The organism is Pseudomonas donghuensis, assembly GCF_000696345.2.
GTDB classification, from domain to species: Bacteria; Pseudomonadota; Gammaproteobacteria; order Pseudomonadales; family Pseudomonadaceae; genus Aquipseudomonas; species Aquipseudomonas donghuensis.
This window is the reverse complement of record NZ_CP071706.1, coordinates 531,612-558,232: the sequence shown is the minus strand read 5'-3', so window position 1 is coordinate 558,232 and position 26,621 is coordinate 531,612. Positions and strand designations below refer to the sequence as shown.

The window sequence follows — 26,621 nt, the reverse complement described above, 5'->3', positions numbered from 1 at the left end:
CAAGAAGAACGGATGAAAACCCGCGACCGTATCCTCGAATGTGCCCTGCAGTTGTTCAACCGCCAGGGCGAGCCGAATGTCTCGACCCTGGAGATTGCCAACGAGATGGGTATCAGCCCGGGCAACCTCTACTACCACTTCCACGGCAAGGAGCCGCTGGTGCTGGGGTTGTTCGAACGTTTCGAGGAGGAGCTCACGCCACTGCTCGACCCGCCGCTGGAAGTGCGCCTGGATGCCGAGGACTACTGGCTGTTCCTGCACTTGATCGTCGAGCGCATGGCCCAGTACCGCTTCCTGTTCCAGGACCTGTCGAACCTGACCGGGCGCTTGCCCAAGCTGGCTCGCGGCATGCGCAACCTGCTCAACGCCCTCAAGCGCACCCTGGCGGCGCTGCTGGCCAGCCTCAAGGCGCAGGGCCAGGTGCTCAGCGATACTCGGGCGTTGGGGCAGCTTGTTGAGCAGATCACCCTGACGCTGCTGTTCTCGCTCGATTACCAGCGGGTGCTGGCCCGTGAAGGTGAGGTGGGGGTGGTGGTGTATCAGGTGATGATGCTGGTGGCGCCGCACCTGGAGGCGGGCTCGCGGCATGCAGCCGAGCAGTTGGCGCTAAGGTATCTGGAGGGCTGAAAGCACGCGGGGCAAGTCGGGTCGCCGCACCGCCGCTCCCACAAAATCCTGTGGGAGCGGCGGTGCGGCGACCCGACTTGCCCCGCGATAAAGCCAGTATCAGGACTGGCTGATCGGGCTTACCGGTGCCAATGGCGCCACAGAGGCCGGTGCAGCACTGGCTACCGATGCCGGGCTTGGCGCCGGTGCAGCGCTGGCCGCAGGTGCCGCCGGCTTCGCTGCTGCAGGTTTAGCTGCTGGCTTGGCCGCTGGCTTCTTCACTGCCGGTTTCTTCGCCGCAGCCGGTTTGGCTGCTGGCTTGGCCGCAGGTTTAGCCGCTGCGGTTTTCGCCGCTGGCTTGGCTGCAGGTTTAGCCGCTGCAGTTTTTGCTGCAGGTTTCGCCGCCGCTTTCGGTGCAGCCTTGGCCAATGGCTTGGCCGCAGCCTTGCTCGCTGCCGGCTTTTTCGAGATAGGCGTCACCGATGCACCGGTCAGCTTCTCGATCTGCTTGGTCAGCGTGTCGACCTGCTTGTGCAGGGCGGCGACTTCATTGCGGCTCGGAACGCCCAGACGCGAAATGGCACTGTTCAGGCGCTTGTCGAAAGCCTCTTCGAGCTCGCCCCATTTGCCCAGCGCGCGATCTTTGACATCACTGACCCGAGAGCTAGCCGATTTCGCAGTAGCCTTGGCCGAGTCGACCGAACTCTTGGCTAGCTTCTCAGCTTTCTCACCATCCTTGACCAGGGTGTCGAACAGCTTGCTGCCATCCGCATCGATCTTGGAGTAGATACCCAAACCAGCCAGCCAGATCTTGCGGGAATACTTCTCGATCCCCCCGACCCAGGAGCTGCCTTCTTTCTCAGTATTCTTCTTGCCAGCCATCCCGCTCTCCTTATTGTTTACGTGCGACACGTTCAAGCAATGCCGTGAGCTCATCGAGCTTGGCAGAGAGTGCCTCCACGTCATGTTTAGACGGAATGCCGATGCGATTCAAGGCGCTTGCGACCCGCGTGTCGAAAGCCTTTTCGATTTTGTCGAGTTGAACCTCGACCTTGCCCTTGACGCTGGTCAGCTCGCCCTTCACCGAATCAATCTCGGAGTTGGCAGCATCGACCTTCGCATCGAGTTTTTTCTTGCCGCGTTGTTCTACCGATTCGCCGGCCTTGACCAGCTCTTTAAGGTAGTCGGCACCTTCCTGACCTACCCGGGTGTAAGCCCCCAGGCCTGCCAGCCAGATCTTGCGCGCGTAGCCGCGCACCTCACCCAACCTGCGCTGGGCGTCGTCTTTTTTCTTCAGGATCACTTTGGCCATGCTCTGCACCTCACGCTCTGAACGGAAATGGAGGAACTGCCCACGGAAGTTGGGCCTGAGCACAAGGTAGGGGGGAAAATTAGAATTGGCACACTAATAAAGGGGCAGCGGCAAGCTTCAAGCTTCAAGCGGCAAGAAAGGGCAGCGGTGATCTTGAAACCGTCGCCCCCTCCCATTCACCGCGAAGCACTTGCAGCTTGCAGCTTGCAGCTTGAAGCTCCCCCCTTGAGCCGCTAGGCGAGCGCCTTATCCAGCGCCCGCTCGATCTCGCTCTTGATGGTCCCGCTCATCATCGACAGCATCATGCCCAGCTTCAGCTCGACCTTGATGCTGTCCTCGCCAATCAGCACGCTGCCGTTGGCACCACTGCGCTTGACCTCGACCCGGTCGCCGTGCCAGCTGGCCTTGAGGTCGTATTCGCGGGCCAGCTTGTCGACCAGGGCTTCGGCCTTTTGCCGGGCCGCGTCGCGGCCCAGGCTGTGTTTGCGTTCAACGCTGATCTGGGTCATTCATTCAATCCTGGGTTCGAAGGCATACTTATATTATGCCCGCGCCCCACCTGCGACACACCCCGCCAAGACAAATCCGACCGTACGCCCTAGAATGGCCAGTAATTTTTTCCGGTGAAGCGATATGAACGATCAGCGCAAAGGCGACCACGCCGAACCCACCACCCACTTCGGCTACAAGAACGTGCCGGAAAGCCAGAAGGCCGAGAAAGTCGCCGAGGTGTTCCACTCGGTGGCGGCCAAGTACGACCTGATGAACGATGTGCTCTCCGGCGGCATGCACCGCCTGTGGAAGCGCTTCACCATCGAGCTGTCGGGCGTGCGCCCGGGTAACCGGGTGCTCGACATCGCCGGCGGCACTGGCGACCTGGCGGCCAAGTTCTCGCACCTGGTCGGCCCTACCGGCCAGGTGGTGCTGGCCGACATCAACGAGTCGATGCTCAAGGTCGGTCGCGACCGCCTGCTCGACCGCGGCGTGGCAGGCAACATCGAGTTCGTCCAGGCCGACGCCGAAAAACTGCCATTCCCGGACAACCACTTCGACTGCGTGACCATCGCCTTCGGCCTGCGCAACGTCACCCACAAGGAAGACGCCATCCGCTCCATGCTGCGGGTGCTCAAGCCCGGTGGCCGGTTGCTGGTGCTGGAATTCTCCAAACCGACCAACAAGCTGATGTCCAAGGTCTACGACGCCTACTCGTTCGCCTTCATGCCGCTGGCCGGCAAGCTGATCACCAACGACTCGGAAAGCTACCGCTACCTGGCCGAATCGATCCGCATGCACCCCGACCAGGAAACCCTCAAGGCGATGATGGTCGAGGCCGGCTTCGATCGCGTCACCTACCACAACATGACCAGCGGCATCGTCGCCCTGCACCGGGGAATCAAGCCCTGATGCTCCTGGCCGGCCTGCTCGCCAGCGTCGAACACGGCCTCAACCGTGTTTTGCGCCTGGACAGCACAGCGCTGCCGCGCTTGAGCCCGCTGGACGGCAAGGTGATTGCCATCGACTGCCGCCAGCCGGCCTTGCAGCTGTTCATCCTGCCCAGCGACGAAGGCCTGATGCTCGCCGCGCACTGGGCCAATGAGGCTGACTGCACCTTGCGTGCGCCGGCCAGCAGCCTGGTGCGCCTGGCCCTGAGCCAGGACAAGAGCGCGGTGCTGCACAGCCCGCAGGTCGAGCTTGAAGGCGATAGCGCGGTGCTGCTCGATCTGGTCGCGGTGCTGCAGGACCTGGAGCTTGACTGGGAGTACGAAGTCTCCCGCTGGCTGGGGCCGATCGCCACGCAGTTGCTCAGCGGCCATTTGCGCAGCCGCGCCAACTGGACCCGCCAGGGCCTGGCGGCGCTCAACCAGAACCTCTCCGAGTACCTCGCCGAAGAGGCCCGGACCCTGGTAGGCCAGCGCGAAGCCGAAGCCCGTTTCAGCGAACTCGACACGCTAAAAGTCGATATTGAACGCCTTGAGGCGCGCATCGAGCGCCTTGCCCGATCCCTTGATACCAGCGATAACGCATGAAGCTGCTTGCCGTCCGCCGTCTGTTGCGCATCCAGCGCGTCGTGATTCGTTACCGTCTCGATGACCTGCTGTTCGCCCTGCCCCTGCCCTGGTGGCTGATGGGCCTGCGCTATGCCATGCCCTGGCGCTGGCTGCCGCGCAAAGAGCTGGAGCTCAGCCGTGGCGCGCGCCTGCGCCTGGCGCTGCAGGACCTGGGGCCGATCTTCATCAAGTTCGGCCAGTTGCTGTCGACCCGCCGCGACCTGCTGCCCGAAGACATCGCCGACGAGCTGATGCTGCTGCAGGACCGGGTGCCGCCGTTCGATCCGCAAAAAGCCATCGCCCTGATCGAAGAACAGCTCGGGGCGAAGATCAGCGAGGTGTTCAGCCGCTTTGACGTCGAGCCACTGGCTTCGGCATCGGTGGCCCAGGTACACGCGGCCAAGCTCAAGAGCGGCGAAGAGGTGGTGGTCAAGGTGGTGCGCCCGGGCCTCAAGCCGGTCATTGCCCAGGACCTGGCCTGGCTGTTCCTGATTGCTCGCGGCGCCGAACGGGTTTCGGCCGATGCACGCCTGCTGCACCCGGTGGAAGTGGTCAACGACTACGAAAAGACCATCTACGACGAACTCGACCTGTTGCGCGAAGCGGCCAACGCCAGCCAGCTCAAGCGTAACTTCGAAGGCTCGGAGATGATGTACGTGCCCCAGGTGTACTGGGACTGGTGCCGGCCTAAAGTGCTGGTGATGGAGCGCATCTACGGTATTCAGGTCACTGACCTGGCGACCCTGGCCGACCAGCGCACCGACATGAAGATGCTCGCCGAGCGTGGCGTGGAGATCTTCTTCACCCAGGTCTTTCGCGACAGCTTCTTCCATGCCGACATGCACCCAGGCAACATCTTCGTCAGCACGGTCAAGCCGTGGAGCCCGCAGTACATTGCCATCGACTGCGGCATCGTCGGCAGCCTGACCCCCGAGGACCAGGACTACCTGGCACGCAACCTGTTTGCCTTCTTCAAGCGCGACTACCGCCGTGTGGCGCAGTTGCACATTGACTCGGGCTGGGTACCGGCACAGACCAAACTGAATGAATTCGAAGCGGCGATCCGCACCGTGTGCGAGCCGATCTTCGAAAAACCGTTAAAGGATATTTCTTTCGGCCAGGTGCTGATGCGCCTGTTCCAGACCGCGCGGCGCTTCAACATGGAAGTCCAGCCGCAGCTTGTTCTGTTGCAGAAGACCCTGCTCAACATCGAAGGCCTGGGCCGCCAGCTGTACCCGGACCTGGACCTGTGGACCACCGCCCAGCCGTTCCTCGAGCGCTGGATGCGCGAACGGGTCAGCCCCAAGACCCTGCTGCAGAACCTGCATGGCCAGGTCGAGCAGATCCCGCACCTGGCCGGCATGACCCGCGACCTGCTCGAACGCATGTCGCAGCCGCACCTGGCCGACCCGCCCGCGACCTGGCAGCCGAAGAACGATCACTGGGCCCTGCGCCTGCTCGGTGCCGGGCTGCTCGGCGGCGGCGCCACCCTGGCTGCCGGCGCGGTCAGCCTCAGCGCTCCCGCTGCCTGGCCTGCCTGGTTGATGCTGGCCGCTGGCCTCTACCTGATCGTGCGTCGATAGCCAGCCGGGCTGCTGGCTGGCACACTAGCACAAGGGTTCGGCAAAGGATCGGACCCGGCTTTGGAGTCGAAAATGAAAGACTGGCTGGACGAGATCAACTGGAACAGCGATGGCCTGGTACCGGCTATCGCCCAGGACCACAAGACCGGGCGCGTGCTGATGATGGCCTGGATGAACCGCGAAGCGCTGGCGCTGACCGCCGCCGAGCAGCGGGCCATCTACTGGTCACGTTCGCGTGGCAAACTGTGGCGCAAGGGCGAAGAATCCGGCCACGTGCAAAAGCTGCACGAAATGCGCCTGGACTGCGACGCCGACGTGATCATCCTGATGGTTGAACAACTGGGTCATATCGCCTGCCATACCGGCCGCGAGAGCTGCTTCTACCGGGTCTTCGACAACGGTGAGTGGAAGACCGTCGATCCGGTCATCAAGGACCCGCATGCCATCTACAGCGCAGGACATTGACATGAGCGACACCCTGACCCGCCTGGCCGAAGTACTGGAAGCGCGCAAAGGCGCCGAGCCCGACAGCTCGTACGTGGCCAGCCTGTATCACAAGGGCCTGAACAAGATTCTGGAAAAGCTCGGCGAAGAGTCGGTCGAGACCATCATCGCCGCCAAGGATGCCGCCCACAGCGGCGACTGCAGCGATGTCATCTACGAGACCGCCGATCTGTGGTTCCATAGCCTGGTCATGCTCGCCCAACTGGGCCAGCACCCGCAGGCGGTGCTGGACGAACTGGACCGCCGTTTCGGCCTGTCCGGGCACGCCGAGAAAGCAGCGCGTCAGCCGTCGGCCTAACTGAATTATTTCGAGGGATTGCACCATGGGTATTTTTGACTGGAAACACTGGATCGTCCTGCTGGTCGTGGTCGTACTGGTGTTTGGTACCAAGAAGCTGAAGAACTTCGGCAGCGACCTGGGCGAGTCGATCAAGGGCTTCAAGAAAGCCATGAACGAAGAAGAGACCAAGCCGGCCGAACAGACACCCCCTCCGGTGCAACCCGTCCAGCCGCAGGCCACGTCGCCGCTGAACCAGCCGCAGACCATCGATGGCCAGGCCCACAAGGTCGAAGAGCCGATCAGGAAAGATTGATCAATGTTCGGGATCAGCTTCAGCGAACTGTTGCTCGTGGGCCTGGTGGCCCTGCTGGTGCTCGGCCCCGAGCGCCTGCCGGGCGCCGCGCGTACCGCCGGGCTGTGGATCGGCCGGCTCAAGCGCAGCTTCAATACGATCAAGCAGGAGGTCGAGCGTGAAATCGGCGCCGATGACATCCGTCGTCAGTTGCACAACGAGCACATCCTCTCCATGGAGCAGGAAGCGCGCAAGATCCTCAACCCCAACAGCGTGACGCCTGAGCCGCCTGCAACCCCGGTTGCCCATGGCGAAAGCGCCCCGGCGCCAACACCAAGCAGCAGCGAAACCACGCCGCCAGCCGCCAGCGCGCCCACCGAACCGACACAGCCCCCGCGAGCCCCATGAGCGATATTCCGGAAAACGACCAGCCGATGCCGCTGGTTTCGCACCTCACCGAGTTGCGTACACGCCTGCTGCGCTGCGTCGCGGCCATCTTCCTGATCTTCGCCGGGCTGTTTTCCTTCGCGCAGCAGATCTACACCCTGGTCTCGGCGCCGTTGCGCGAGCACCTGCCGGCCAACGCGACGATGATCGCCACCGACGTCGCCTCGCCGTTCCTGACGCCGTTCAAGCTGACCATGATCGTCTCGCTGTTCCTGGCCATTCCGTTGATCCTCCAGCAGATCTGGGGCTTCATCGCGCCGGGCCTGTACCGCCATGAAAAGCGCATCGCCATTCCGTTGCTGGTGTCGAGCATCATCCTGTTCTACGCCGGCATGGCCTTTGCGTATTTTCTGGTGTTCCCGCTGATCTTCGGCTTCTTCGCCAGCGCCACCCCGGAAGGGGTGTCGATGATGACGGACATTTCCAGCTACCTGGACTTCGTCATGACCCTGTTCTTCGCCTTCGGCGTGGCCTTCGAGATCCCAGTGGCCGTGGTCCTGCTGGTGTGGATCGGCGTGGTCGATGTGAAGTACCTGCGAAAGATCCGCCCGTACGTGATCATTGGCTGCTTCGTAGTCGGCATGATCCTGACCCCGCCGGACATCTTCTCGCAGACCCTGCTCGCCGTGCCGATGTGGCTGCTGTTCGAGATCGGCGTGCTGTTTGGCGGGCTGATCCGCAAGCGTAGCGAGCACCCTGAAGACGCTGCCGATGACCATAACGACCAGCCGCCAGCGACTCAGCCGTGAACCTGCTGTTACTTGAAGAGGCCGATTTCATCGCGGCCGATCGCGTGGTGCTGGCTGACCGGCGCTTTACCCACATGCAGGAAATCCACCGCGTGGCGGTGGGCGATACCCTGCGCGTCGGGCGTATCGGCGGGCTGATGGGCCAGGCCGTGGTACTGCGCCTGGAAGGCCATGAAGCCGAGCTCAGCGTCAGCTTCGACCAGCCACCACCGGCCAAGCTGCCGCTGACTTTGGTGCTGGCCCTGCCACGGCCGAAAATGCTCCGTCGGGTGTTCCAGACCGTCGCCACCATGGGCGTGCCAAAGCTGATCCTGGTCAACAGCTACCGGGTCGAGAAAAGCTTCTGGCAAACCCCGTTCCTCGAGCCCGAAGCCATCCGCGAACAGCTGATCCTCGGCCTTGAGCAGACCCGCGATACCGTGCTGCCCGAGGTGATCATCGAGAAGCGCTTCAAGCCATTTGTCGAAGACCGCCTGCCGGCCATTGCGCAAGGCACCCTCGGCCTGGTCGGCCATCCAGGCCCGTACCCGCCCTGCCCGCGCGGGCTGAACGAGCCGGTTACCCTGGCCATTGGCCCGGAAGGTGGCTGGATTCCCTACGAGATCGACCTGCTGGGCAAGGCCGGGCTGAACCCGGTACAACTCGGCGAACGCATCCTGCGCGTGGAAACAGCGGTCACCGCCCTGCTCGCCCGTCTGTTCTGACTTCAGTTTTGCCGCTCCAGGCCGATGCATTGGCACCAGAAAAATAATCGCCTCTGCCGATCGCAATGGAGTCCCACCATGTACCGTTGGTTAGCCCAGCACCTGGGTAACGTGAGCGTCAATCTCAAACTCGGCATCGGCTTCGGCCTGGTCCTGTTGCTGACCCTGGCCATTACCCTGACCGGCTGGCAGGGCCTGAACGGCATCAGCAACCGTGGCGACACCCTGGGCGGGATTTCCCAGGTGCACCAGGCCACCCTCGAACTGCGCATTGCCCGCCAGGGCTTCCAACTCAAAGGCGACGAGGCCGCGGCGCAGAACCTCAACAATGCCCTGGCTGCGCTTGAGCGCCAGTTGCAAGCGGTCGACCAACGCATCGTCCTGCCCGAGAACCGCCGTCGCATCGAGCAGCAGCACGAAGCCGTGCGCCAGTACCGCCAGGCGCTAAGCAGTGCCGACAAGGCCGCCCAACAGCGCGAAGCCGCTCGTGCCGTGCTCGGCAGCAGCGCCGACGAGGCCGCGGCGTTGATCGCCCAGGTCGAGCAACAACTGCTCAGCGGCAGCGACCTGAACCTGTTCAACAGCGTGGTCGGTGCCAGCAAGCTGCTGCAACAGGCGCGCTTCCAGGTCCGTGGCTACACCTACAGCGGCAAGCCCGAATTCCAGCACACTGCGCTGGAGGCCATCGACCAGGCCACCTCGCAGCTCAAGACCCTGGCCGAAGTACTGCCGGCCAGCTACACCAGCAACTTCAACCAGGCCGCCCGCGCCCTGGGTAACTACCGCGGCGCCGTGGTCGAGTTCGGCAATGCGCAAAACGCCTCCGAGCAGGCCGCTCAACAAATGGTTGTCTTGGGCCAGAACCTGATCGAGCAGAGCCAGCAACTGACCAGCACCCTTACCACCCTGCGCGATGACGAGTCGCAACACGCCAAGTCGATGCTGGCCCTGGCCACCGTGCTGGCCTTGCTGTTCGGCCTGCTGGCCGCCTGGGCGATTACCCGGCAGATCATTATCCCCCTGCGTCAAACCCTCAATGCCGCCGACCGGGTTGCCAGTGGCGACCTGCGCCACGACCTCAAGATCGACCGCCGTGACGAGCTGGGCCAGTTGCAGCGCAGTATGCAGCGCATGACCGTGAGCCTGCGCGAATTGATCGGCGGCATCGGCGACGGCGTCACCCAGATTGCCAGCGCCGCCGAAGAACTGTCGGCGGTCACCGAGCAGACCAGTGCCGGGGTCAACAATCAAAAGGTCGAGACCGACCAGGTGGCCACCGCCATGAACGAAATGGCCGCCACCGTACAAGAGGTCGCACGTAACGCCGAGGAAGCCTCGGAAGCGGCGGTGATGGCCGATCAGCAGGCCCGCGAAGGTGATCGAGTGGTCGGCGAAGCCATCGCCCAGATCGAGCGCCTGGCCAGCGAGGTCAACCACTCCAGCGAAGCCATGGGCCAGCTCAAGGCCGAAAGCGACAAGATCGGCAGCGTGCTCGATGTGATCAAGTCAGTCGCCCAGCAAACCAACCTGCTCGCCCTCAACGCCGCCATCGAAGCTGCCCGCGCCGGGGAAGCCGGGCGTGGCTTCGCCGTGGTCGCCGATGAAGTACGCAGCCTGGCACAACGCACCCAGCAGTCCACCGAAGAGATCGAACAGTTGATCGCCGGCCTGCAGAACGGCACCCAGCAGGTTGCCACGGTAATGGACGCCAGCCGCGGCCTGACCGACAGCAGCGTCGAGCTGACTCGCCGCGCCGGCACCTCGCTGGAAACCATCACCCGCACCGTGTCGTCGATCCAGGCGATGAACCAGCAGATCGCTGCGGCAGCCGAGCAGCAAAGCGCGGTGGCCGAAGAAATCAACCGTAGCGTGATGAATGTGCGGGATGTGTCGGACCAGACCTCGGCCGCCAGTGAAGAGACGGCGGCGTCGAGCGTTGAGCTGGCGCGGTTGGGGACGCATCTGCAGACGCTGGTCGGCAAGTTCCAGCTGTAGAAAGCATCGCGGGGCAAGCCCGCTCCTACCGGTCTGGTGGGAGCGGGCTTGCCCCGCGATGGGGCCCTAAAGCACCTGCCGCAAAAACGCCTGGGCGCGCAGGTCCTTGGGCGAGGTGAAGAACGCCTCCGGCGGCGAATCTTCCAGCAGCTTGCCGTGATCGAAGAACAGCACCCGATCCGCCACTTCCCGGGCAAAGCCCATTTCGTGGGTGACGCAAACCATGGTCATGCCTTCCAGGGCCAGGGTTTTCATCACATCCAGCACTTCGCCGACCATTTCCGGGTCGAGCGCCGATGTCGGCTCATCGAACAGCATCACCTTGGGGTCCATGGCCAGGGCCCGGGCGATCGCCACCCGTTGCTGCTGACCGCCGGACAGGCGTGACGGGTACTCGTTGGCCTTCTGGCCAATCCCGACCTTCTCCAGCAACGCCCGGGCCTTGGCCTCGCGCTCGACCTTGCCACGCTTGCGCACGACCTTCTGCGCCAGGCACAGGTTCTCCAGCACGGTCATGTGCGGGAACAGGTTGAAATGCTGGAACACCATGCCCACTTCACGGCGGTAGGCGTTGACGTCGGTCTTCGGGTCGGCCAGCTGCAGGCCATCGATGGCCACGGTGCCTTCATCGAACGACTCCAGGCCATTGAGGCAGCGCAGGAAAGTCGACTTGCCCGAGCCCGAAGGGCCAAGTACCACCAGCACTTCGCCCTTGGCCACGTTGGTGCTGACGTGATCGACCGCACGCACCACCTGCCCGCGGGTATCGAAGACTTTTACCAGGTCACGGACTTCAATCACTTTGCGCAAGCCTCCGCTCAAGCCGGCTGGCCATGTGCGACAGCGGCAGGTTGATCAACAGGTACAGACCGGCGACGCAGAACCAGATCTCGAACGTCGAGAACGAGGTGGTGATCGCCTCGCGACCGCTTTTGGTCAGTTCGGTGATGGCGATCACCGAGACCAGCGAGGTGTCCTTGACCAGGCTGATGAACTGCCCGGCCAGCGGCGGCAGCACGCGTTTGAAGGCTTGCGGCAGCACCACATGGCGCATCGACTGACCGGCGCTCAGGCCCAGCGAACGGGCGGCTTCACCCTGGCCCTTGGCGATCGACTGCACACCGGCGCGGACGATCTCGGCGACATAAGCGCCGGTGAACAGCGCCAGCGCCGCCACCCCGGCAAACTCCCGGGACAGGTTGAGCACAGTGCCGATGAAGAAGTAAAAGATGAAAATCTGTACCAGCAACGGCGTGCCGCGCACCAGCTCGACGTAGACCGTCGACAGGTCACGCAGGGTCGGGTTGTTCGACAGCCGGCAAAGCCCGGCAAACAGGCCGATCAGCAGCCCCAGCACGCCGGAGGCGATCGAGATCCATACGGTGGTCCACAGGCCCCAGGCCAACGGCCCGGCAGCCCAGTGATGGGTAACGCCGATCAGGTCGCCTTCGGCCACATCGTCGCCGCGCGACAGCTGCACGCTGGCCTGCTCGACCTCGAAGACCTGCTCGCCACCGCTCTCGTCACGTACGGTGACGCTGGCCATGTCGCCTTTGCTGACGATGGCTTCGATGGTGCCGTTTTCGCTGACGCGTTGGGCGACTTCAGCCTGGTAGGCGAAATACTGCGGCACCCGGTTCCAGCGCCACTCGTAGGAAATCATCGAGGTCGCGTAATACAGGCTGACCGCCAGGCCGATCAGGACCAGCGCGGTCAGCCCGTGCCAGGGCCACTGGGCTTTCTTGTGTTTGATCACGTGAGGGTACTTCCGTAAAAGCGAACGCGCAGGGCCAGCCTGCGCGTCGGGTTTCAAGCCAGGCGTGGTGCCTCGGCCTTATTCCATGTCCTTGAGCCAGGCGGTGTCCTTGAACCACTTGTCGTGGATTCGATCGTAGGTACCGTCGTGCTTGATCTGGTGCAGGAAGTTGTTGATGAAGTTCAGGCTGTCGTAATCGCCCTTCTTCAGGCCGAAGGCCAACGGTTCGAAGGTGAACGGCTTGTCGAGGAACAGCAGCTTGCCGGCGCCGGCCTTGTTCACCGCCACGACGTTGTATGGGGCGTCGTAGACAAAGGCATCGGCCTTGCCGTTGACCACGTCCATCACCGCTTCCTGCTCGTTGTCGTAGCCGTGGTACTTGGCCTTGCCGATCAGTTTCTTGGCGACCATCTCACCGGTGGTGCCAAGCTTGGAGGTCAGGCGGTACTTCTCGTTGTTCAGGTCTTTGTAGGACTTGATCTCTTCAGCCAGTTCCTTGCGAATCAGCAGGGTCTGGCCGACCACGATGAAGGGCTCGCTGAAGTTCAGCTTGAGGTTGCGTTCCTGGGTCAGGGTCATGCCGCTGCCGATCATGTCGAACTTGTCGGTCATCAGCGCCGGGATAATGCCGTCGTAGGCGGTGGAGACCATCTCCAGCTTGACGCCCATGGACTTGGCCATGGCCTTGAGGATATCGACCTCGAAGCCGATGATCTCACCGCGCTTGTTGGTCATCTGGAACGGCATGTAGGTAGGGTCCATGCCGACACGCAGGGTGCCGCGCTTGACCGCGTCATCGATAGCACCGGCCGCCTGCGCGGCACTTACCGCAACCAGCGCCGTGACGCCGACCAGCAGCATCGACAGATACTTCTTAATCATCACCAGATCCCCTAGCAGGAAAGCTCGAATTTTATTGTTGGCGCGAACCGTCCTATTCAGACGGGTGCGAGATATTCGGGGAGGGATGCTAACGCATGAACGGCACGGTACATATAGCCGAAGACGACTTTGTTACCCATTGATCCCAGAAAAAACATCGCCGGCAACGCCGGCTCCCACAAGGTCAGTTGTGCATACAACCCTGTGGGAGCCGGCGTTGCCGGCGATTGCTTGAGCCGATCAGGCGATCAGGCACTGGCCAGCGAAGGCTGTACGGCAGGCTCCGGATGCAGGGGCAGCAGCGGCGAGTGCGGGTCGTTGGCGATCGACTGACGCCAGACGCCCAGCCAGGCCTCGTTCTGCTCATCCCAGACAGCTGTGTGCAGACGTGCCAGGGCGACCGGGTCGCTGAGCAGGGCCAGACGGGTATTGCCATCCAGACCGCTCGGGCCGCCGTCCAGGGCCTTGGCGATACGTTCGGCTCGCAGCGCTTCGATTGGCGCCGCGACGCCGTGACGGGCTGTGGCCAAGGCGCAGGCCAGGGCGTTCTGCTGCGGGTCGACCACGGCACGGACGAAGCCGTCGTGCATGGCGTGCCAGCGGTTCTCGTGGGTGTACTGGTCGGTGGCCAGCAGCTCATGAGGCGTGGCGTATTCCTCGGGAATCAGGAACAGGCTCTCGTCCTTGGCACGCAGGCCCAGGTGCACACGGCTGGAGATCACCGACACCGGGATCGACAGCATCAGCGAACCGACGATCGGCACCAGCCACCACAAAAAGCTCGGGTTCAGCCAGGCCACCAGCAGCGCCCAAGCCACACCCAGCAGGGTTTGCGGGCCATGGCGGCGTACCGCTTCACTCCACGGGGTGGAGTCATCGTCACGTTGCGGCGAGTTCCAGGTCGCGGCCCAGCCGAGGAACGCGGCAAGCACGAAGCGGGTGTGGAAGATCATCCGCACTGGCGCCAGGAGCATGGAGAAGAGCATCTCCAGCAGCATCGACAGGGTGACCTTGAAGCGCCCGCCAAACTCTTTCGCACCCTTGGCCCAGATCAGGATGACACTGAGCAGCTTGGGCAGGAACAGCAGCACGATAGTGGTGGAGAACAGCGCGATGGCCTTCTCCGGGTGCCACTGCGGCCACAGCGGGTAGAGCTGGCGTGGTTCGAGGAAGTACTGCGGCTCCATCAGGGTATTGGTCGCCAGCAACGCGGTCGACAATACCAGGAAGAAGAACCACAACGGTGCCGACAGGTACGACATCACCCCGGTGAGGAACACCGCACGGTGCACCGGGTGCATGCCTTTCACCAGGAACAGGCGGAAGTTCATCAGGTTGCCGTGGCACCAGCGCCGGTCGCGCTTGAGCTCATCGAGCAGGTTCGGCGGCAGTTCTTCGTAGCTGCCCGGCAGGTCGTAGGCAATCCACACGCCCCAGCCAGCCCGACGCATCAGCGCCGCTTCAACGAAGTCGTGGGAAAGGATCGCACCGGCAAACGCGCCCTTGCCCGGCAACGGCGCCAGGGCGCAGTGCTCGATGAAGGGCTTCATGCGGATGATCGCGTTGTGGCCCCAGTAGTGCGACTCACCAAGCTGCCAGAAGTGCAGGCCAGCGGTGAACAGTGGACCGTAGACGCGGGTGGCGAACTGCTGCATGCGCGCATACAGGGTATCCATGCCCGAGGCTTTCGGCGCGGTCTGGATGATCCCTGCGTCCGGGTTGGCCTCCATCAGGCGCACCAGGCTGGTCAGGCATTCGCCACTCATCACGCTGTCGGCGTCGAGCACCACCATGTAGCGGTAATCGCCCCCCCAGCGACGGCAGAAGTCGTCGAGGTTGCCGCTCTTGCGTTTGACCCGGCGGCGACGGCGACGGTAGAAGATCCGCCCGAAGCCCTTGGACTCGCGGCAGACTTCCAGCCAGGCCTGTTGCTCGGCCACGGCGATGTCGGTGTCGTTGGTGTCGCTGAGCACGAAGAAGTCGAAACGGTCGAGGTCACCGGTTGCGGCCACCGACTCGAAAGTCGCCCGCAGGCCAGCGAATACCCGCGGCACGTCTTCGTTGCAGATCGGCATGACGATCGCAGTGCGAGCACCGGCTTCGATCGGCTCGTTGCCGGCACTGCTGCCGGAGATCCGGTACTTGTCACGCCCGGTAAGCAACTCCAGAAAGCCCATCAGCGCGGTCCAGAAACCCGCCGAGACCCAGCAGAAGAGGATACCGAAAAGGACCAGGATGCTGGTCTGCAGCGCATACGGCCAGACTTGCGTGGCGGTTTGCAGCAGCGGTTGGTGCATGACTTCGGCGAGGTCGACGAACGACCAGCCCTGGTACGGCAGGATGCCTTTCATGTACCAGCCGGCGACGATGGTCTGACCGAGCATCAGCGCCAACAGGATGTAGCGGCGCATCGAGCCGACCCAGCGCCAACGGGCCTTGGGCAGCTCGCGTTTTTCCGGCGCCGGCGCGTTGGTGCGGCCGGTCAGGCGGCGCCAGGCGCGGATCAGGATGTTGGTGCGCCACGGCTCGGGGATTACCCGGGTGCGACGGATCGGCGGCGTGGCCTTCAGGCACACTCGGCCGCTACCGTCCACCGCAAGCATCTCGGCGTCTTGCAGGTCTTCGGCGCAGGTCACGTGCAGGCGCTCGCCCACCGAGGCCTGGACGGCCTCGGCAGCTTCGACGCCCGGCTGGGCAGACAGGCGCTGATGCAACTCGCTGAACGAGGAGCAGCGGGCGAGTTCCGCGCGTTGCTCGTCGCTCAGGGGCAGGTGGGCCAGATACTCGCTGAGCGATTCTGGCCGGGTATGGGCATTACTCATCGGCAGGCAACTGATAGCTCCAGGTCTCGGTCAGCACCTGTTCGGTGGTGGCCGGTGCCCCGGTGGTGGACGCCGCATCGGCGGCAGGTTGCTCGGCAGGCTTGTCGGCCTTGGCCTGTTTGGCCGCAGCTTTGTCCTGCTTGCTTGGTTTGGCAGGCTTGGCCGGTTCGACCGGAACATCACGCAGCAGCGCGGCGCGCATTTCCACGGACTTGCTCGGGTCCTTGACCTTCAACCGCAGGGTCAGGCGCCAGCCTTTGATTTGCGGGTTGTAACGCAGGTTGTTCTCGACCACTTCGGCATTGTCGCCGACGCTGATCTGGCTACGCACTGCGGTGTCTTCCGGCAGTTTGCTCAGCACCGGGCCTTCGAAGTCGACCAGGAAGGCCACGCTGCCGTCAGGCTGACGGATCAGGTTGGACTGCTTGACGTCACCGGTCGAGCGCAGGGTCTGCTTGACCCAGCCCAGGTTCGGCGAGTGCAGGTTGGACTCGTCGATGGTCCAGTGCAGGCGGTAGGCGTATTCGAACGGGGTGCCTGGCTCCGGCAGTTTCTCCGGGCTCCAGAAAGCCACGATATTGTCGTTGGTTTCATCGGCGGTCGGGATCTCGACCAGATCGACGGTACCCTTGCCCCAGTCACCCACCGGCTCGATCCAGGCACTTGGACGCTTCTGGTAGTTGTCGTCGAGGTCTTCGAACTGGCTGAAGTCACGCTGGCGTTGCAGCAGGCCAAAACCACGCGGGTTCTCGACGCTGAAGTTGCTCACGGCCAGGTGTTTCGGGTTGTTCAGCGGGCGCCACAGCCACTCGCCGTTACCGGCATGGATCGACAGGCCTTCGGAGTCGTGCAGGGCCGGACGGTAGTTGAGCACCTTGGATGGCTGGTTGCCACCGAACAGGAACATGCTGGTCAGCGGGGCGACACCCAGGCGGCTGACGCGGTCACGCAGGAACACCTTGGACTGCACGTCAACAATGGTGTCGCTGCCCGGACGCAGGGTCAGGCGGTAGGCGCCGGTGGAGCGCGGCGAATCGAGCAGCGCATAGATCACCAGCTGCTTGTCGGTCGGTTTTGGACGCTCGACCCAGAACTCGGTGAACCGCGGGAATTCTTCGCCAGACGGCAATGCAGTGTCGATGGCCAGGCCACGAGCGGACAGGCCATACACATGGCCCTTGCCGACCACGCGGAAATAGCTGGCGCCAAGCAGGGTCATGATTTCATCCTGCTTGTCGGCCTTGTTGATCGGGTACAGCACGCGGAAACCGGCGTAGCCCAGTTTTTCGGTGGCCTTGGCGTCGAACTGCAGGTCACCGAAATCGAAACGGCTCGGGTCGTACTTGATCTCTTTCACCGCCTTGGGGGTGATTTCGTTGATCTTGACCGGCGTGTCGAAATGCATGCCCTGGTGGTAGAAGGACAGCTTGAACGGCGTCTTGTCCTTGGCCCACTCGGCCTTTTCGTTGAGGAAGCGGATCTTCTGGTAGTCCGCGTACTTCATTTCGCGGAACACCGCCGGCAGATTGCTTTTTGGCGCCTCGTACTTCTGCCCGGCAAGATCCTTCGCCTTGGCCGCGACATCGTCAAGGTTGAACGCCCAGAGCTGGCCTGCGCCGAGCAGGCTTACCAGCGTTGCGCCTGCCAACAGGGCCTTGCGCAGCCGAATGCCGGGAGTTCTTGGTGCATTACAGGGACTTACAATCACGAGCAACCCTCGCCGAAAACAGATCATAAAACCAACGGCCAGCGACATATGCCAGGTTGGCGAGCACTGTTCGGACTCCGAAAGGGCACAATGATTCCCCAAACGGTTCCGGACAGTCTCAAGTCAGAGTGAAACGAACCCACGAACGCAGGCCCACATAGCGCGCGATTATCCAGCAGGCCGCGTTACAACGCATCAGGCTGAACAAACTATTTATGCAACCAAACCCCTTGTTTTCCCGCAAACAGGGGTTTTTTGCCATCATATTTGTAACATAAATGTTACCGGGCCATCATTGACCAGGTGCACCTGCATGTCAGCTCCGAACTGACCACTGGCAACCGTCGCGTGCTGGACCTGGGCCTGGGCCAACATATAGTCGAAAAGCTCGGCGCCCAGCGCTGGCGGCGCAGCCGTGGAAAAACTCGGGCGCAGGCCGTTCTGGGTATCGGCGGCCAGGGTGAACTGCGACACCAGCAGCAGGCCGCCGCCAATATCCTTGAGCGACAGGTTCATCTTGCCCTGGGGATCGCTGAACACCCGGTAGTTGAGTAGCTTGTGCAGCAGCTTGTCGGCATGTGCGCGGGTATCGCCGGGCTCGACCGCGACCAGCACCAGCAGGCCCTGGTCGATGGCCCCGACGGTTTTGCCCTCGACATCCACCCGCGCGCCACGCACGCGTTGCAGCAAACCCTTCATGCTTCTTCCAGGGGCAGGTCGAGCAGGCGCCGGGCCATTTGGTCGGCGGCACGCACCAGGGCATCGGTAATGCCCGGCTCGGAGGCCGCGTGACCGGCGTCGCGAATCACCTTCAGCTCACTGTTCGGCCAGGCCTGGTGCAGTTCCCAGGCGTTGTCCAGCGGGCAGATCACGTCGTAGCGACCATGCACGATCACCGCCGGCAGGTGGGCGATCTTGGGCATGTCGCGGATCAACTGGTCCGGCTCAAGGAACGCATTGTTGGTGAAGTAGTGGCATTCGATACGGGCAATCGACAGTGCACGCTGCGGCTCGGAGAAACGGTCGACCACCAGCGGGTTGGGCCGCAGGGTCGCGGTACGTCCTTCCCAGGTCGACCAGGCCTTGGCCGCATGCATCTGGGCAATCTGGTCGTTGCCGGTCAGGCGCTTGTGGAAGGCCTTGACCAGGTCGTCGCGTTCTTCGGCCGGAATCGGTGCGATGTAGTCCTGCCAGTAATCGGGGAACAGGCGGCTGGCGCCGGCCTGATAGAACCATTCGATCTCTTGTGCACGGCACAGGAAGATGCCGCGCAGGATCAGGCCATGTACCCGCTCGGGGTGGGTCTGGGCGTAGGCCAGGGCCAGGGTAGAGCCCCAGGAGCCGCCGAACAGCACCCACTTCTCGATCCCCAGGTGCTTGCGAATGCGCTCCAGGTCTTCGACCAGGTGCCAGGTGGTGTTGTTTTCCAGGCTGGCATGCGGGGTCGAACGACCGCAGCCGCGCTGGTCGAAGGTGATGATGCGGTACTGGTTGGGATTGAAGTAGCAGCGGCTCTGGGCATCGCAGCCGGCACCCGGGCCGCCATGGATGAACACCACCGGCAGACCTTCCGGCGAACCGCTCTCATCGACATACAGCACATGCGGTGCTTCCACGGCCAGATCGTGCCGGGCGTAGGGTTTGATCTGCGGGTACAAGGTCTGCATTACGCACTCCGTGTGGGAATTATTCTGCCGTTGGGCATCATAAACCTGAATTGCGCTTAGAGCATGTACCTGTGATGGCTTTGAGGGCCCTATCGCTGGCAAGCCAGCTCCCACAGGTTCGATACACCCTGCGGGAGCTGGCTTGCCAGCGATGAGGTCACCCCCGGCTCAAGCCTGGTAGCGCTCCTTGCCCCACGCCAGCACCGTCTCCAGCAATTGCTGTAACACCACCTGCGTCGGCGCGGCCAGATCCTCGCGGTACTTGAACGGCTCGACCTCTTCCATATAGGTGCTTTGCGCCAGCTCCAACTGCACCGCATGAATGTCGTTGGCCGGGTCACCGTAGTGACGGGTGATATGCCCACCCTTGAAGCGACCATTGAGCACATGGCTGTACTGCTCAAACTTTGCGCAAACGCCCTGCAGCCGCTCAGCCAGCTGCGAGTCGCAACTGGCGCCGTTGAAGGTGCCGAGGTTGAAGTCCGGTAGCTTGCCCTCGAACAGGTGCGGGATGTGCGAGCGGATCGAGTGGGCATCCCACAGCAAGGCATAGCCAAACTGCTCGCGCAGGCGCGCCAGCTCATTGCCGATAGTGTCGTGGTACGGCCGCCAGATCGCTTCCAGGTACCCCGCGCGTTCCTGCGCCGACGGCGCCTGGCCGTCCTTGAACAACGGCTCGCCCTCGAACAGGGTCGCCGGGTAGAGGCCGGTAGTGGCACCGACATACAGCGGCTTGTCGTCGTCCGGGCGGTTCAGGTCGATGACGAAACGCGAATACTCGGCCGCGACCACACTGGCACCCAAGCCACGGGCGAAGTCGTACAGCTGCGGAATATGCCAGTCGGTATCCGGCAGGCTTTGCGCAGGCTCGACCAGGCCCTGCTGCACCGCAGGCGTCAGGCGCAAACCGGCGTGGGGCATGCTGATCAGCAGCGGCAACGTGCCCTGGTGAAAACTCAGTACCTTTTCCATACGGCCTCTCTCAATTGAAAATTTCATGGCCCAGGCGCACCACCCGCTTGGGCAGTTCGCCGCCCAGCCAGTAAGCCAGGTCGGCCGGTCGTTCGATCTGCCAGGCGACGAAGTCGGCCACCTTGCCGGCCTCCAGCGAACCATGGCTATCGCCCAGGCCCAGGGCCGTGGCCGCGTGCAGGGTGACACCGGCCAAGGCTTCTTCCGGGGTCATGCGGAACAGGGTACAGGCCATGTTCAGCATCAGGCGCAGCGACAGCGCCGGCGAAGTGCCAGGGTTGAGGTCGCTGGCAATGGCGATCTTCACCCCATGCTTGCGCAGGGCATCCATTGGCGGCAACTGGGTTTCACGCAGGAAGTAGAAGGCACCGGGCAGCAGCACCGCCACGGTACCGGCCGCCGCCATGGCGATGGCGTCGTCTTCAGTCATGAACTCCAGGTGATCGGCTGACAACGCCTGGTAGCGCGCCGCCAGGCTGGAACCGGCCAAGGACGACAGTTGCTCGGCATGCAGCTTGACCGGCAGGCCCAGCTCCCGGGCCTTGATAAACACCCGCTCGACCTGGGCCGGAGAGAACGCCAGGTACTCGCAGAAAGCATCCACCGCGTCGACCAGGCCCTCGGCGGCCAGGGCCGGGAGCATTTGGTCGCAGATGTGGCTGATGTAGTCGTCTGCGCGATCCTTGTATTCCGGCGGCAAGGCATGGGCGGCCAGGCAGGTGCTGCGCACGGTCAGTGGCAGCTCCTCGCCCAGGCGGCGAATGACCTTGAGCAGCTTGCGCTCGCTGGCCAGGTCCAGGCCGTAGCCGGACTTGATTTCCAGGGTGGTGACGCCATCGCGCATCAGCGCCTGCACGCGCTGGCGGGCGCTGGCGAACAGTTCGTCCTCGCTGGCCGCGCGGGTTGCCCGCACAGTGCTGGCGATACCGCCGCCCTGGGCGGCGATCTCGGCATAGCTGACGCCTTGCAGGCGCTGCTCGAACTCACCGCTGCGGTTGCCGCCAAACACCGTGTGGGTGTGGCAGTCGATCAAACCCGGTGTGACCCAGGCGCCGCCCAGGTCCACGGTTCTGTCAGCGACCAGGGCCGGCAGTTGCTGGCGCGGGCCGATCCACTCGATATGACCGGCGCTGGTGACCATCGCCGCATCCTCGATGATCGAGTAAACGCCTTGCGCCATGCTTGCCACATGGCAGTGCTGCCAGAGGGTTTTCATCCAGAGTCTCCTTGATCAGAGTTGAGAAGGTTCCTGCACCAGCGGCTGCTCGACGGCAACCACCTGTGGCTTGCACCAGAGTTTGTACGCCACCACCAGGAACAGCACCCAGACCACGCCCACCAACAACGCTGCCTGCGTATCCGGGAAGTAGCCGAGTACGCCGAAAACGAACAGCATGAAAGCAATCGCCGCCGCCGGGCCATAAGGCCAGAACGGTACCGGGAATTTCAGCTGGGCGACTTCTTCGCGGCTCATGCTGCGGCGCATGGCAACCTGGGTCACCAGGATCATCAGCCAGACCCACACGGTAGCAAAGGTCGCAATCGAGGCGATCAGCAGGAACACGTTTTCCGGGATCAGGTAGTTGAGCACCACACCGCCGAGCAACGCCGCGCCCATGACCAGTACGGTCATCCACGGCACACCGTGACGGGAGATCTTGGCAAAGCCCTTAGGCGCCTGCCCTTGCTGGGCCAGGCCGTACATCATGCGCCCGGCGCCGAAGATGTCGCTGTTGATCGCCGAGACGGCAGCGGAAATCACCACGATGTTGAGCACGGTCGCCGCCGAACCGATCCCCAGATTGCTGAAGATCTGCACGAACGGGCTGCCCTGGCTGCCAATCTGCGGCCATGGGTACAGGCACATCAGCACGAACAGGGTCAGCACATAGAACAGCAGGATGCGCATCGGCACGGCGTTGATTGCCTTGGGGAGAACGCGCTGCGGGTCCTTGGCCTCACCGGCGGTGATACCGATGATCTCGATACCGCCGAAGGCAAACATCACCACGGCAAACGAGGCGATCAGGCCGCCAATGCCATTGGGCATGAAGCCGCCATGCTCGAACAGGTTGCTGATACCCACGGCGTTATCGGCACCGGCATTGCTCAGGCCGAAGGCCATGATGCCGAAACCGGCCAGGATCATCGCGACGATGGCACCGACCTTGAGCAGCGACAGCCAGAATTCCATCTCGCCGAACACCTTGACGTTGCACAGGTTCAGGCCGCCGATCAGAAAGACGATGCCCAACACCCAGATCCAGCGTGCCACTTCCGGGAACCAGAACCCCATATAGATGCCGAAGGCGGTGACGTCGGCCAGGCAAACGATGATCATTTCAAAGGCATAAGTCCAGCCGAGGATGAACCCCGACATCGGCCCCAGATACGTGCTGGCGTAGTGGCCGAACGAGCCGGATACCGGGTTGTGCACGGCCATTTCGCCCAACGCGCGCATGACCATGAACACTGCCGCGCCACCGATCAGATAAGCCAGCAGCACCGCAGGCCCGGCCATCTGGATGGCCGAGGCCGAACCGTAGAACAACCCGGTGCCAATCGCTGACCCCAGCGCCATGAAACGAATGTGTCGCGCGGTTAGCCCGCGCTTGAGTCCTTGAGCTTGAGATTGCATTTTCGCGTCCTGTTCTTGTTGTAGGCGAAAAGCGGCACGGACCCGAGGGTCCGTGCGGCAGGCGGCTGGCCAGGCAGGCCAGCCCGAGGGGTCACAGGCTAGGCAGGACCTTGGCCGGCAGCAGGCCGGTCAGGCGCCCAGCGGCCAGCAGGGCGATGGCCGCCTCGATGTCCGGGGCGAAGAAGCGGTCTTTCTCGTAGAAGGCGACCTTGCTGCGCAGGGTTTGACGCGCCTGCTCCAGTTTTGGCGAAGTCTTCAGGCCTTCGCGCAGGTCCAGGCCCTGACAGGCGGCCAGCCATTCAACGGCGAGGATGCCGCGCACGTTGTCGCTCATTTCCCACAGACGCTTGCCGGCAGCCGGGGCCATCGACACGTGGTCTTCCTGGTTGGCCGACGTCGGCAGGCTGTCGACACTGTGCGGATGGGCCAGGGCCTTGTTCTCGCTGGCCAGCGCAGCTGCGGTGACCTGGGCGATCATGAAGCCGGAGTTGACCCCGCCATTGGCCACCAGGAACGGCGGCAGCTGGGACATGTGCTTGTCCATCATCAGCGAGATGCGGCGCTCGCTCAGCGAACCGATCTCGGCGATGGCCAGGGCCATGTTGTCGGCGGCCATGGCCACGGGCTCGGCGTGGAAGTTACCACCGGAGATCACATCACCTTCGGCGGCGAACACCAGCGGGTTGTCGGACACGGCGTTGGCTTCGATCACCAGCACTTCGGCGGCCTGGCGGAACTGGGTCAGGCAGGCGCCCATGACCTGTGGCTGGCAGCGCAGCGAGTACGGGTCCTGGACCTTGCCGCAGTTCTCGTGGGAGGCGGAGACTTCGCTGCCGTCACCCAGCAGGTCGCGGTAGCAGGCGGCGGCGTCGATCTGGCCGCGCTGGCCACGGGCTTCGTGAATACGCGCATCGAACGGCGAACGCGAACCCAGCACCGCTTCGACGGTCAGGCCACCGACCGACATGGCCGCGGCGAACAGGTCTTCGCCTTCGAACAGGCCGCGCAGGGCAAAGGCGGTGGACGCCTGAGTGCCGTTGAGCAGCGCCAGGCCCTCTTTGGCCGCCAGGGTCAGCGGCTCAAGGCCGGCAACCGCCAGGGCCTCGGTGGCCGACAGCCATTGGCCGTTGTGGCGCGCCTTGCCTTCACCCAGCAGTACCAGCGACATGTGCGCCAGCGGCGCGAGGTCGCCGGAAGCGCCGACCGAACCCTTGAGCGGGATGTGCGGATAGACTTCGGCGTTGATCAGCGCGATCAGGGCGTCGATCACCTTGCGGCGGATGCCGGAGAAACCACGGCTCAGGCTGTTGACCTTGAGCACCATGATCAGCCGCACCAGGGCATCGTCAATCGGCTGGCCAACGCCGGCGGCGTGGGACAGCACCAGCGAACGCTGGAGGTTTTCCAGGTCGTGGCTGGCGATACGGGTCGAGGCCAACAGGCCGAAGCCGGTGTTGATGCCGTAGGCGGTGCGGTTTTCCGCGAGAATCTGCTCGACACAGGCGACGCTGGCGTCGATCTGCTGGTCAGCGCTGGAGTCCAGCTTGAGTTTTACCGGCTGCTGGTAGATCGCACGCAGCTGAGCCAGGGTCAGGGTGCCGGGCTTGAGGGTCAATTCAGTCACGTTAATGCTCCGTACTCGTGAGGCGAATGCGCCTGCATAGATATCAGTATCAACCATTTACCGCAGATCAGCCTGTGATCATCGGCAGGTTCAAGCCTTGTTCTTTGGCGCAGTCGATGGCGATCTGATAACCGGCATCGGCGTGACGCATGACACCGGTGCCCGGGTCGTTGGTCAGTACGCGGGCGATCCGCTCGGCAGCCTCGTCAGTACCGTCGCAGACGATGACCATGCCCGAGTGCTGGGAGAAGCCCATGCCCACGCCACCACCGTGGTGCAAGGACACCCAGGTCGCGCCGCTGGCGGTGTTGAGCAGGGCGTTGAGCAGTGGCCAGTCGGAGACGGCATCGGAGCCATCCTGCATCGATTCGGTTTCACGGTTCGGGCTGGATACCGAGCCGGAGTCCAGGTGGTCGCGGCCGATGACGATCGGTGCCGACAGCTCACCGCGGCGGACCATTTCGTTGAATGCCAGGCCCAGCTTGGCGCGCTGGCCCAGGCCGACCCAGCAGATACGCGCTGGCAGGCCCTGGAAGCTGATGCGCTCACGGGCCATGTCCAGCCAGTTGTGCAGGTGGGCGTCGTCCGGGATCAGTTCCTTGACCTTGGCGTCGGTCTTGTAGATGTCTTCGGCGTTGCCCGACAGCGCTGCCCAGCGGAACGGACCGATACCACGGCAGAACAGCGGGCGGATGTAGGCCGGTACGAAGCCCGGGAAGTCGAAGGCATTGGTCACGCCCTCTTCCTTGGCCATCTGGCGGATGTTGTTGCCGTAGTCGAAGGTCGGCACGCCCTGCTTCTGGAACTCGAGCATGGCTTTGACGTGTACGGCCATCGATTGCTTGGCGGCCTTGACCACGGCTGCCGGTTCGGTCTGCGCACGCTCGCGGTACTGCTCCCAGGTCCAGCCGGCCGGCAGGTAACCGTTGAGCGGGTCGTGGGCGCTGGTCTGGTCAGTGACCATGTCCGGGCGCACGCCACGCTTGATCAGCTCAGGCAGGATTTCGGCGGCGTTGCCCAGCAGGGCGATGGAAATGGCCTTGCCTTCGGCGGTGTACTTGGCGATGCGCGCCAGGGCGTCGTCCAGATCCTTGGCTTGCTCGTCGACATAACGGCTGCTCAGGCGGAAGTCGATGCGGCTCTGCTGGCATTCGATGTTCAGCGAGCAGGCACCGGCCAGGGTCGCCGCCAGAGGCTGGGCGCCGCCCATGCCACCCAGGCCTGCGGTCAGCACCCACTTGCCCTTGAGGCTGCCGTTGTAGTGCTGGCGACCGGCTTCGACGAAGGTTTCGTAGGTGCCCTGGACGATGCCCTGGCTGCCGATGTAGATCCAGCTACCGGCGGTCATCTGGCCGTACATGGCCAGGCCTTTGGCATCCAGTTCGTTGAAGTGTTCCCAGTTGGCCCAGTGCGGTACCAGGTTGGAGTTGGCGATCAGTACGCGCGGGGCGTTGCTGTGGGTCTTGAACACGCCGACCGGCTTGCCGGATTGCACCAGCAGGGTCTCGTCGTCGTTCAGGTTGGTCAGGCTCTCGACGATCTTGTCGTAGCACTCCCAGTTACGCGCGGCACGGCCGATACCACCGTACACCACCAGCTCTTTCGGGTTCTCGGCCACTTCCGGGTCGAGGTTGTTCATCAGCATGCGCAACGGTGCTTCGGTCAGCCAGCTTTTGGCGGTCAGCTTGTTGCCGCGCGCTGCGCGGATTTCGACGTCACGGTATTTCTTGAAGTTGTTGTCAGTCACGGAAATGGCTCCTCAGCGATCGGTCCAGAGCAACCCAGGCATTGGGTGGGTCATGGCACTTATACAAACACATCTTTACTTGTATGTACAAGCATAGGCAATTGAAATGCCAACTCCTCTCCTGGGTGCTTTCGCGGCGCTAATGCAGGCGCTAGAGCCCCGCAGCACGTGGGCTGTGGCGAGATAAAAAAATTTGAGCCGATGAGTGGTCGAACAACGTGGAGCCGTGGCGTTGCACCACTTTGGGTCAATCGGTAACAGCCCCGGCCGAACCGCTCAGCCGAG

26 protein-coding genes and 1 pseudogene are annotated in these 26,621 nt (G+C 63.2%); 12 read left to right on the top strand and 15 right to left on the bottom strand.

Annotated features, from left to right (window positions below):
- Nucleotides 1-12: 12 nt before the first annotated feature.
- Nucleotides 13-627 carry a TetR/AcrR family transcriptional regulator gene (locus BV82_RS02570; RefSeq protein WP_010221483.1) on the top strand — a complete coding sequence of 205 codons (615 nt, stop codon included), beginning with the start codon at nucleotides 13-15 and terminating at the stop codon, nucleotides 625-627.
- 99 nt (nucleotides 628-726) lie between these two features.
- On the opposite strand, the gene BV82_RS02565 is transcribed toward BV82_RS02570, so the two are convergent.
- The 3 genes from BV82_RS02565 to BV82_RS02555 form a co-directional block, all read right to left on the bottom strand.
- Nucleotides 727-1,488, bottom strand: coding sequence for a phasin family protein (locus tag BV82_RS02565; protein ID WP_036995446.1), 762 nt, complete (start codon nucleotides 1,486-1,488; stop codon nucleotides 727-729).
- Between the two features lie 10 nt (nucleotides 1,489-1,498).
- A complete protein-coding gene (locus BV82_RS02560; protein WP_010222343.1) occupies nucleotides 1,499-1,918 on the bottom strand; it encodes a phasin family protein in 420 nt (139 codons plus the stop codon).
- Between the two features lie 233 nt (nucleotides 1,919-2,151).
- Entirely contained in the window at nucleotides 2,152-2,427 is a 276-nt protein-coding gene (locus BV82_RS02555) for a polyhydroxyalkanoic acid system family protein (RefSeq protein ID WP_036995445.1), read from the bottom strand.
- Nucleotides 2,428-2,551: 124 nt separating this feature from the next.
- Here BV82_RS02555 and ubiE point away from each other — a divergent pair, with 124 nt between their 5' ends.
- From ubiE to BV82_RS26585, 11 genes and pseudogenes are all read left to right on the top strand, one after another.
- A complete protein-coding gene (gene ubiE, locus BV82_RS02550) occupies nucleotides 2,552-3,322 on the top strand; it encodes a bifunctional demethylmenaquinone methyltransferase/2-methoxy-6-polyprenyl-1,4-benzoquinol methylase UbiE (RefSeq protein WP_010222341.1) in 771 nt (256 codons plus the stop codon).
- Complete coding sequence (locus BV82_RS02545; protein ID WP_010222340.1) at nucleotides 3,322-3,945, top strand: ubiquinone biosynthesis accessory factor UbiJ; 624 nt, start codon at nucleotides 3,322-3,324, stop codon at nucleotides 3,943-3,945. The genes ubiE and BV82_RS02545 overlap by 1 nt, the downstream gene beginning before the upstream one ends.
- Nucleotides 3,942-5,549: a ubiquinone biosynthesis regulatory protein kinase UbiB gene (ubiB, locus tag BV82_RS02540; RefSeq protein ID WP_010222339.1), complete on the top strand. Its 1,608-nt coding sequence runs from the start codon at nucleotides 3,942-3,944 to the stop codon at nucleotides 5,547-5,549. Before BV82_RS02545 ends, ubiB begins: the two co-directional genes overlap by 4 nt.
- Nucleotides 5,550-5,621: 72 nt before the next feature.
- Nucleotides 5,622-6,014, top strand: coding sequence for a phosphoribosyl-AMP cyclohydrolase (hisI, locus tag BV82_RS02535; RefSeq protein WP_010222338.1), 393 nt, complete (start codon nucleotides 5,622-5,624; stop codon nucleotides 6,012-6,014).
- 1 nt (nucleotide 6,015) lies between these two features.
- Complete coding sequence (locus tag BV82_RS02530; RefSeq protein WP_010222337.1) at nucleotides 6,016-6,351, top strand: phosphoribosyl-ATP diphosphatase; 336 nt, start codon at nucleotides 6,016-6,018, stop codon at nucleotides 6,349-6,351.
- 25 nt (nucleotides 6,352-6,376) lie between these two features.
- Nucleotides 6,377-6,646 (top strand): twin-arginine translocase TatA/TatE family subunit, encoded by a 270-nt coding sequence (locus BV82_RS02525; RefSeq protein WP_010222335.1) that lies wholly within the window; start codon nucleotides 6,377-6,379, stop codon nucleotides 6,644-6,646.
- A gap of 3 nt (nucleotides 6,647-6,649) precedes the next feature.
- Nucleotides 6,650-7,033, top strand: a complete 384-nt coding sequence (tatB, locus tag BV82_RS02520) for a Sec-independent protein translocase protein TatB (RefSeq protein ID WP_036995444.1) — start codon at nucleotides 6,650-6,652, stop codon at nucleotides 7,031-7,033.
- Nucleotides 7,030-7,821, top strand: a complete 792-nt coding sequence (gene tatC / locus BV82_RS02515; RefSeq protein WP_010222333.1) for a twin-arginine translocase subunit TatC — start codon at nucleotides 7,030-7,032, stop codon at nucleotides 7,819-7,821. Before tatB ends, tatC begins: the two co-directional genes overlap by 4 nt.
- On the top strand, nucleotides 7,818-8,525 hold the full coding sequence (locus BV82_RS02510; protein ID WP_010222332.1) for a 16S rRNA (uracil(1498)-N(3))-methyltransferase: 708 nt from the start codon (nucleotides 7,818-7,820) through the stop codon (nucleotides 8,523-8,525). Before tatC ends, BV82_RS02510 begins: the two co-directional genes overlap by 4 nt.
- A 24-nt stretch (nucleotides 8,526-8,549) precedes the next feature.
- A pseudogene (locus BV82_RS26590) lies at nucleotides 8,550-9,665 on the top strand (methyl-accepting chemotaxis protein); the annotation flags it as partial.
- Nucleotides 9,648-10,520: a methyl-accepting chemotaxis protein gene (locus BV82_RS26585; RefSeq protein WP_374045263.1), complete on the top strand. Its 873-nt coding sequence runs from the start codon at nucleotides 9,648-9,650 to the stop codon at nucleotides 10,518-10,520. The pseudogene BV82_RS26590 and the gene BV82_RS26585, both read left to right, overlap by 18 nt.
- Nucleotides 10,521-10,586: 66 nt before the next feature.
- On the opposite strand, the gene BV82_RS02500 is transcribed toward BV82_RS26585, so the two are convergent.
- From BV82_RS02500 to hutU, 12 genes are all read right to left on the bottom strand, one after another.
- Nucleotides 10,587-11,321: an amino acid ABC transporter ATP-binding protein gene (locus BV82_RS02500; RefSeq protein ID WP_010222327.1), complete on the bottom strand. Its 735-nt coding sequence runs from the start codon at nucleotides 11,319-11,321 to the stop codon at nucleotides 10,587-10,589.
- Nucleotides 11,314-12,276, bottom strand: coding sequence for an amino acid ABC transporter permease (locus tag BV82_RS02495; protein WP_010222325.1), 963 nt, complete (start codon nucleotides 12,274-12,276; stop codon nucleotides 11,314-11,316). The genes BV82_RS02500 and BV82_RS02495 overlap by 8 nt, the downstream gene beginning before the upstream one ends.
- A 78-nt stretch (nucleotides 12,277-12,354) precedes the next feature.
- Nucleotides 12,355-13,155, bottom strand: a complete 801-nt coding sequence (locus BV82_RS02490; protein WP_162471126.1) for a transporter substrate-binding domain-containing protein — start codon at nucleotides 13,153-13,155, stop codon at nucleotides 12,355-12,357.
- Nucleotides 13,156-13,406: 251 nt separating this feature from the next.
- Nucleotides 13,407-15,980 (bottom strand): glucans biosynthesis glucosyltransferase MdoH, encoded by a 2,574-nt coding sequence (mdoH, locus tag BV82_RS02485; RefSeq protein ID WP_010222323.1) that lies wholly within the window; start codon nucleotides 15,978-15,980, stop codon nucleotides 13,407-13,409.
- Nucleotides 15,973-17,688, bottom strand: coding sequence for a glucan biosynthesis protein G (locus BV82_RS02480; RefSeq protein WP_036995587.1), 1,716 nt, complete (start codon nucleotides 17,686-17,688; stop codon nucleotides 15,973-15,975). The genes mdoH and BV82_RS02480 overlap by 8 nt, the downstream gene beginning before the upstream one ends.
- 261 nt (nucleotides 17,689-17,949) lie before the next feature.
- Nucleotides 17,950-18,387: a D-aminoacyl-tRNA deacylase gene (gene dtd / locus BV82_RS02475; protein WP_010222321.1), complete on the bottom strand. Its 438-nt coding sequence runs from the start codon at nucleotides 18,385-18,387 to the stop codon at nucleotides 17,950-17,952.
- Entirely contained in the window at nucleotides 18,384-19,355 is a 972-nt protein-coding gene (gene pip, locus BV82_RS02470; RefSeq protein ID WP_010222320.1) for a prolyl aminopeptidase, read from the bottom strand. The genes dtd and pip overlap by 4 nt, the downstream gene beginning before the upstream one ends.
- 168 nt (nucleotides 19,356-19,523) lie before the next feature.
- On the bottom strand, nucleotides 19,524-20,327 hold the full coding sequence (gene hutG, locus BV82_RS02465; protein ID WP_036995442.1) for an N-formylglutamate deformylase: 804 nt from the start codon (nucleotides 20,325-20,327) through the stop codon (nucleotides 19,524-19,526).
- A gap of 10 nt (nucleotides 20,328-20,337) precedes the next feature.
- Nucleotides 20,338-21,543 carry an imidazolonepropionase gene (gene hutI, locus BV82_RS02460; protein WP_036995441.1) on the bottom strand — a complete coding sequence of 402 codons (1,206 nt, stop codon included), beginning with the start codon at nucleotides 21,541-21,543 and terminating at the stop codon, nucleotides 20,338-20,340.
- Between the two features lie 15 nt (nucleotides 21,544-21,558).
- Nucleotides 21,559-22,965, bottom strand: coding sequence for an amino acid permease (locus BV82_RS02455; RefSeq protein ID WP_010222317.1), 1,407 nt, complete (start codon nucleotides 22,963-22,965; stop codon nucleotides 21,559-21,561).
- A 91-nt stretch (nucleotides 22,966-23,056) separates the two neighbouring features.
- Nucleotides 23,057-24,589, bottom strand: a complete 1,533-nt coding sequence (gene hutH, locus BV82_RS02450) for a histidine ammonia-lyase (RefSeq protein ID WP_036995439.1) — start codon at nucleotides 24,587-24,589, stop codon at nucleotides 23,057-23,059.
- A 67-nt stretch (nucleotides 24,590-24,656) separates the two neighbouring features.
- Nucleotides 24,657-26,336: a urocanate hydratase gene (gene hutU, locus BV82_RS02445; protein WP_010222315.1), complete on the bottom strand. Its 1,680-nt coding sequence runs from the start codon at nucleotides 26,334-26,336 to the stop codon at nucleotides 24,657-24,659.
- Between the last annotated feature and the right edge of the window lie 285 nt (nucleotides 26,337-26,621).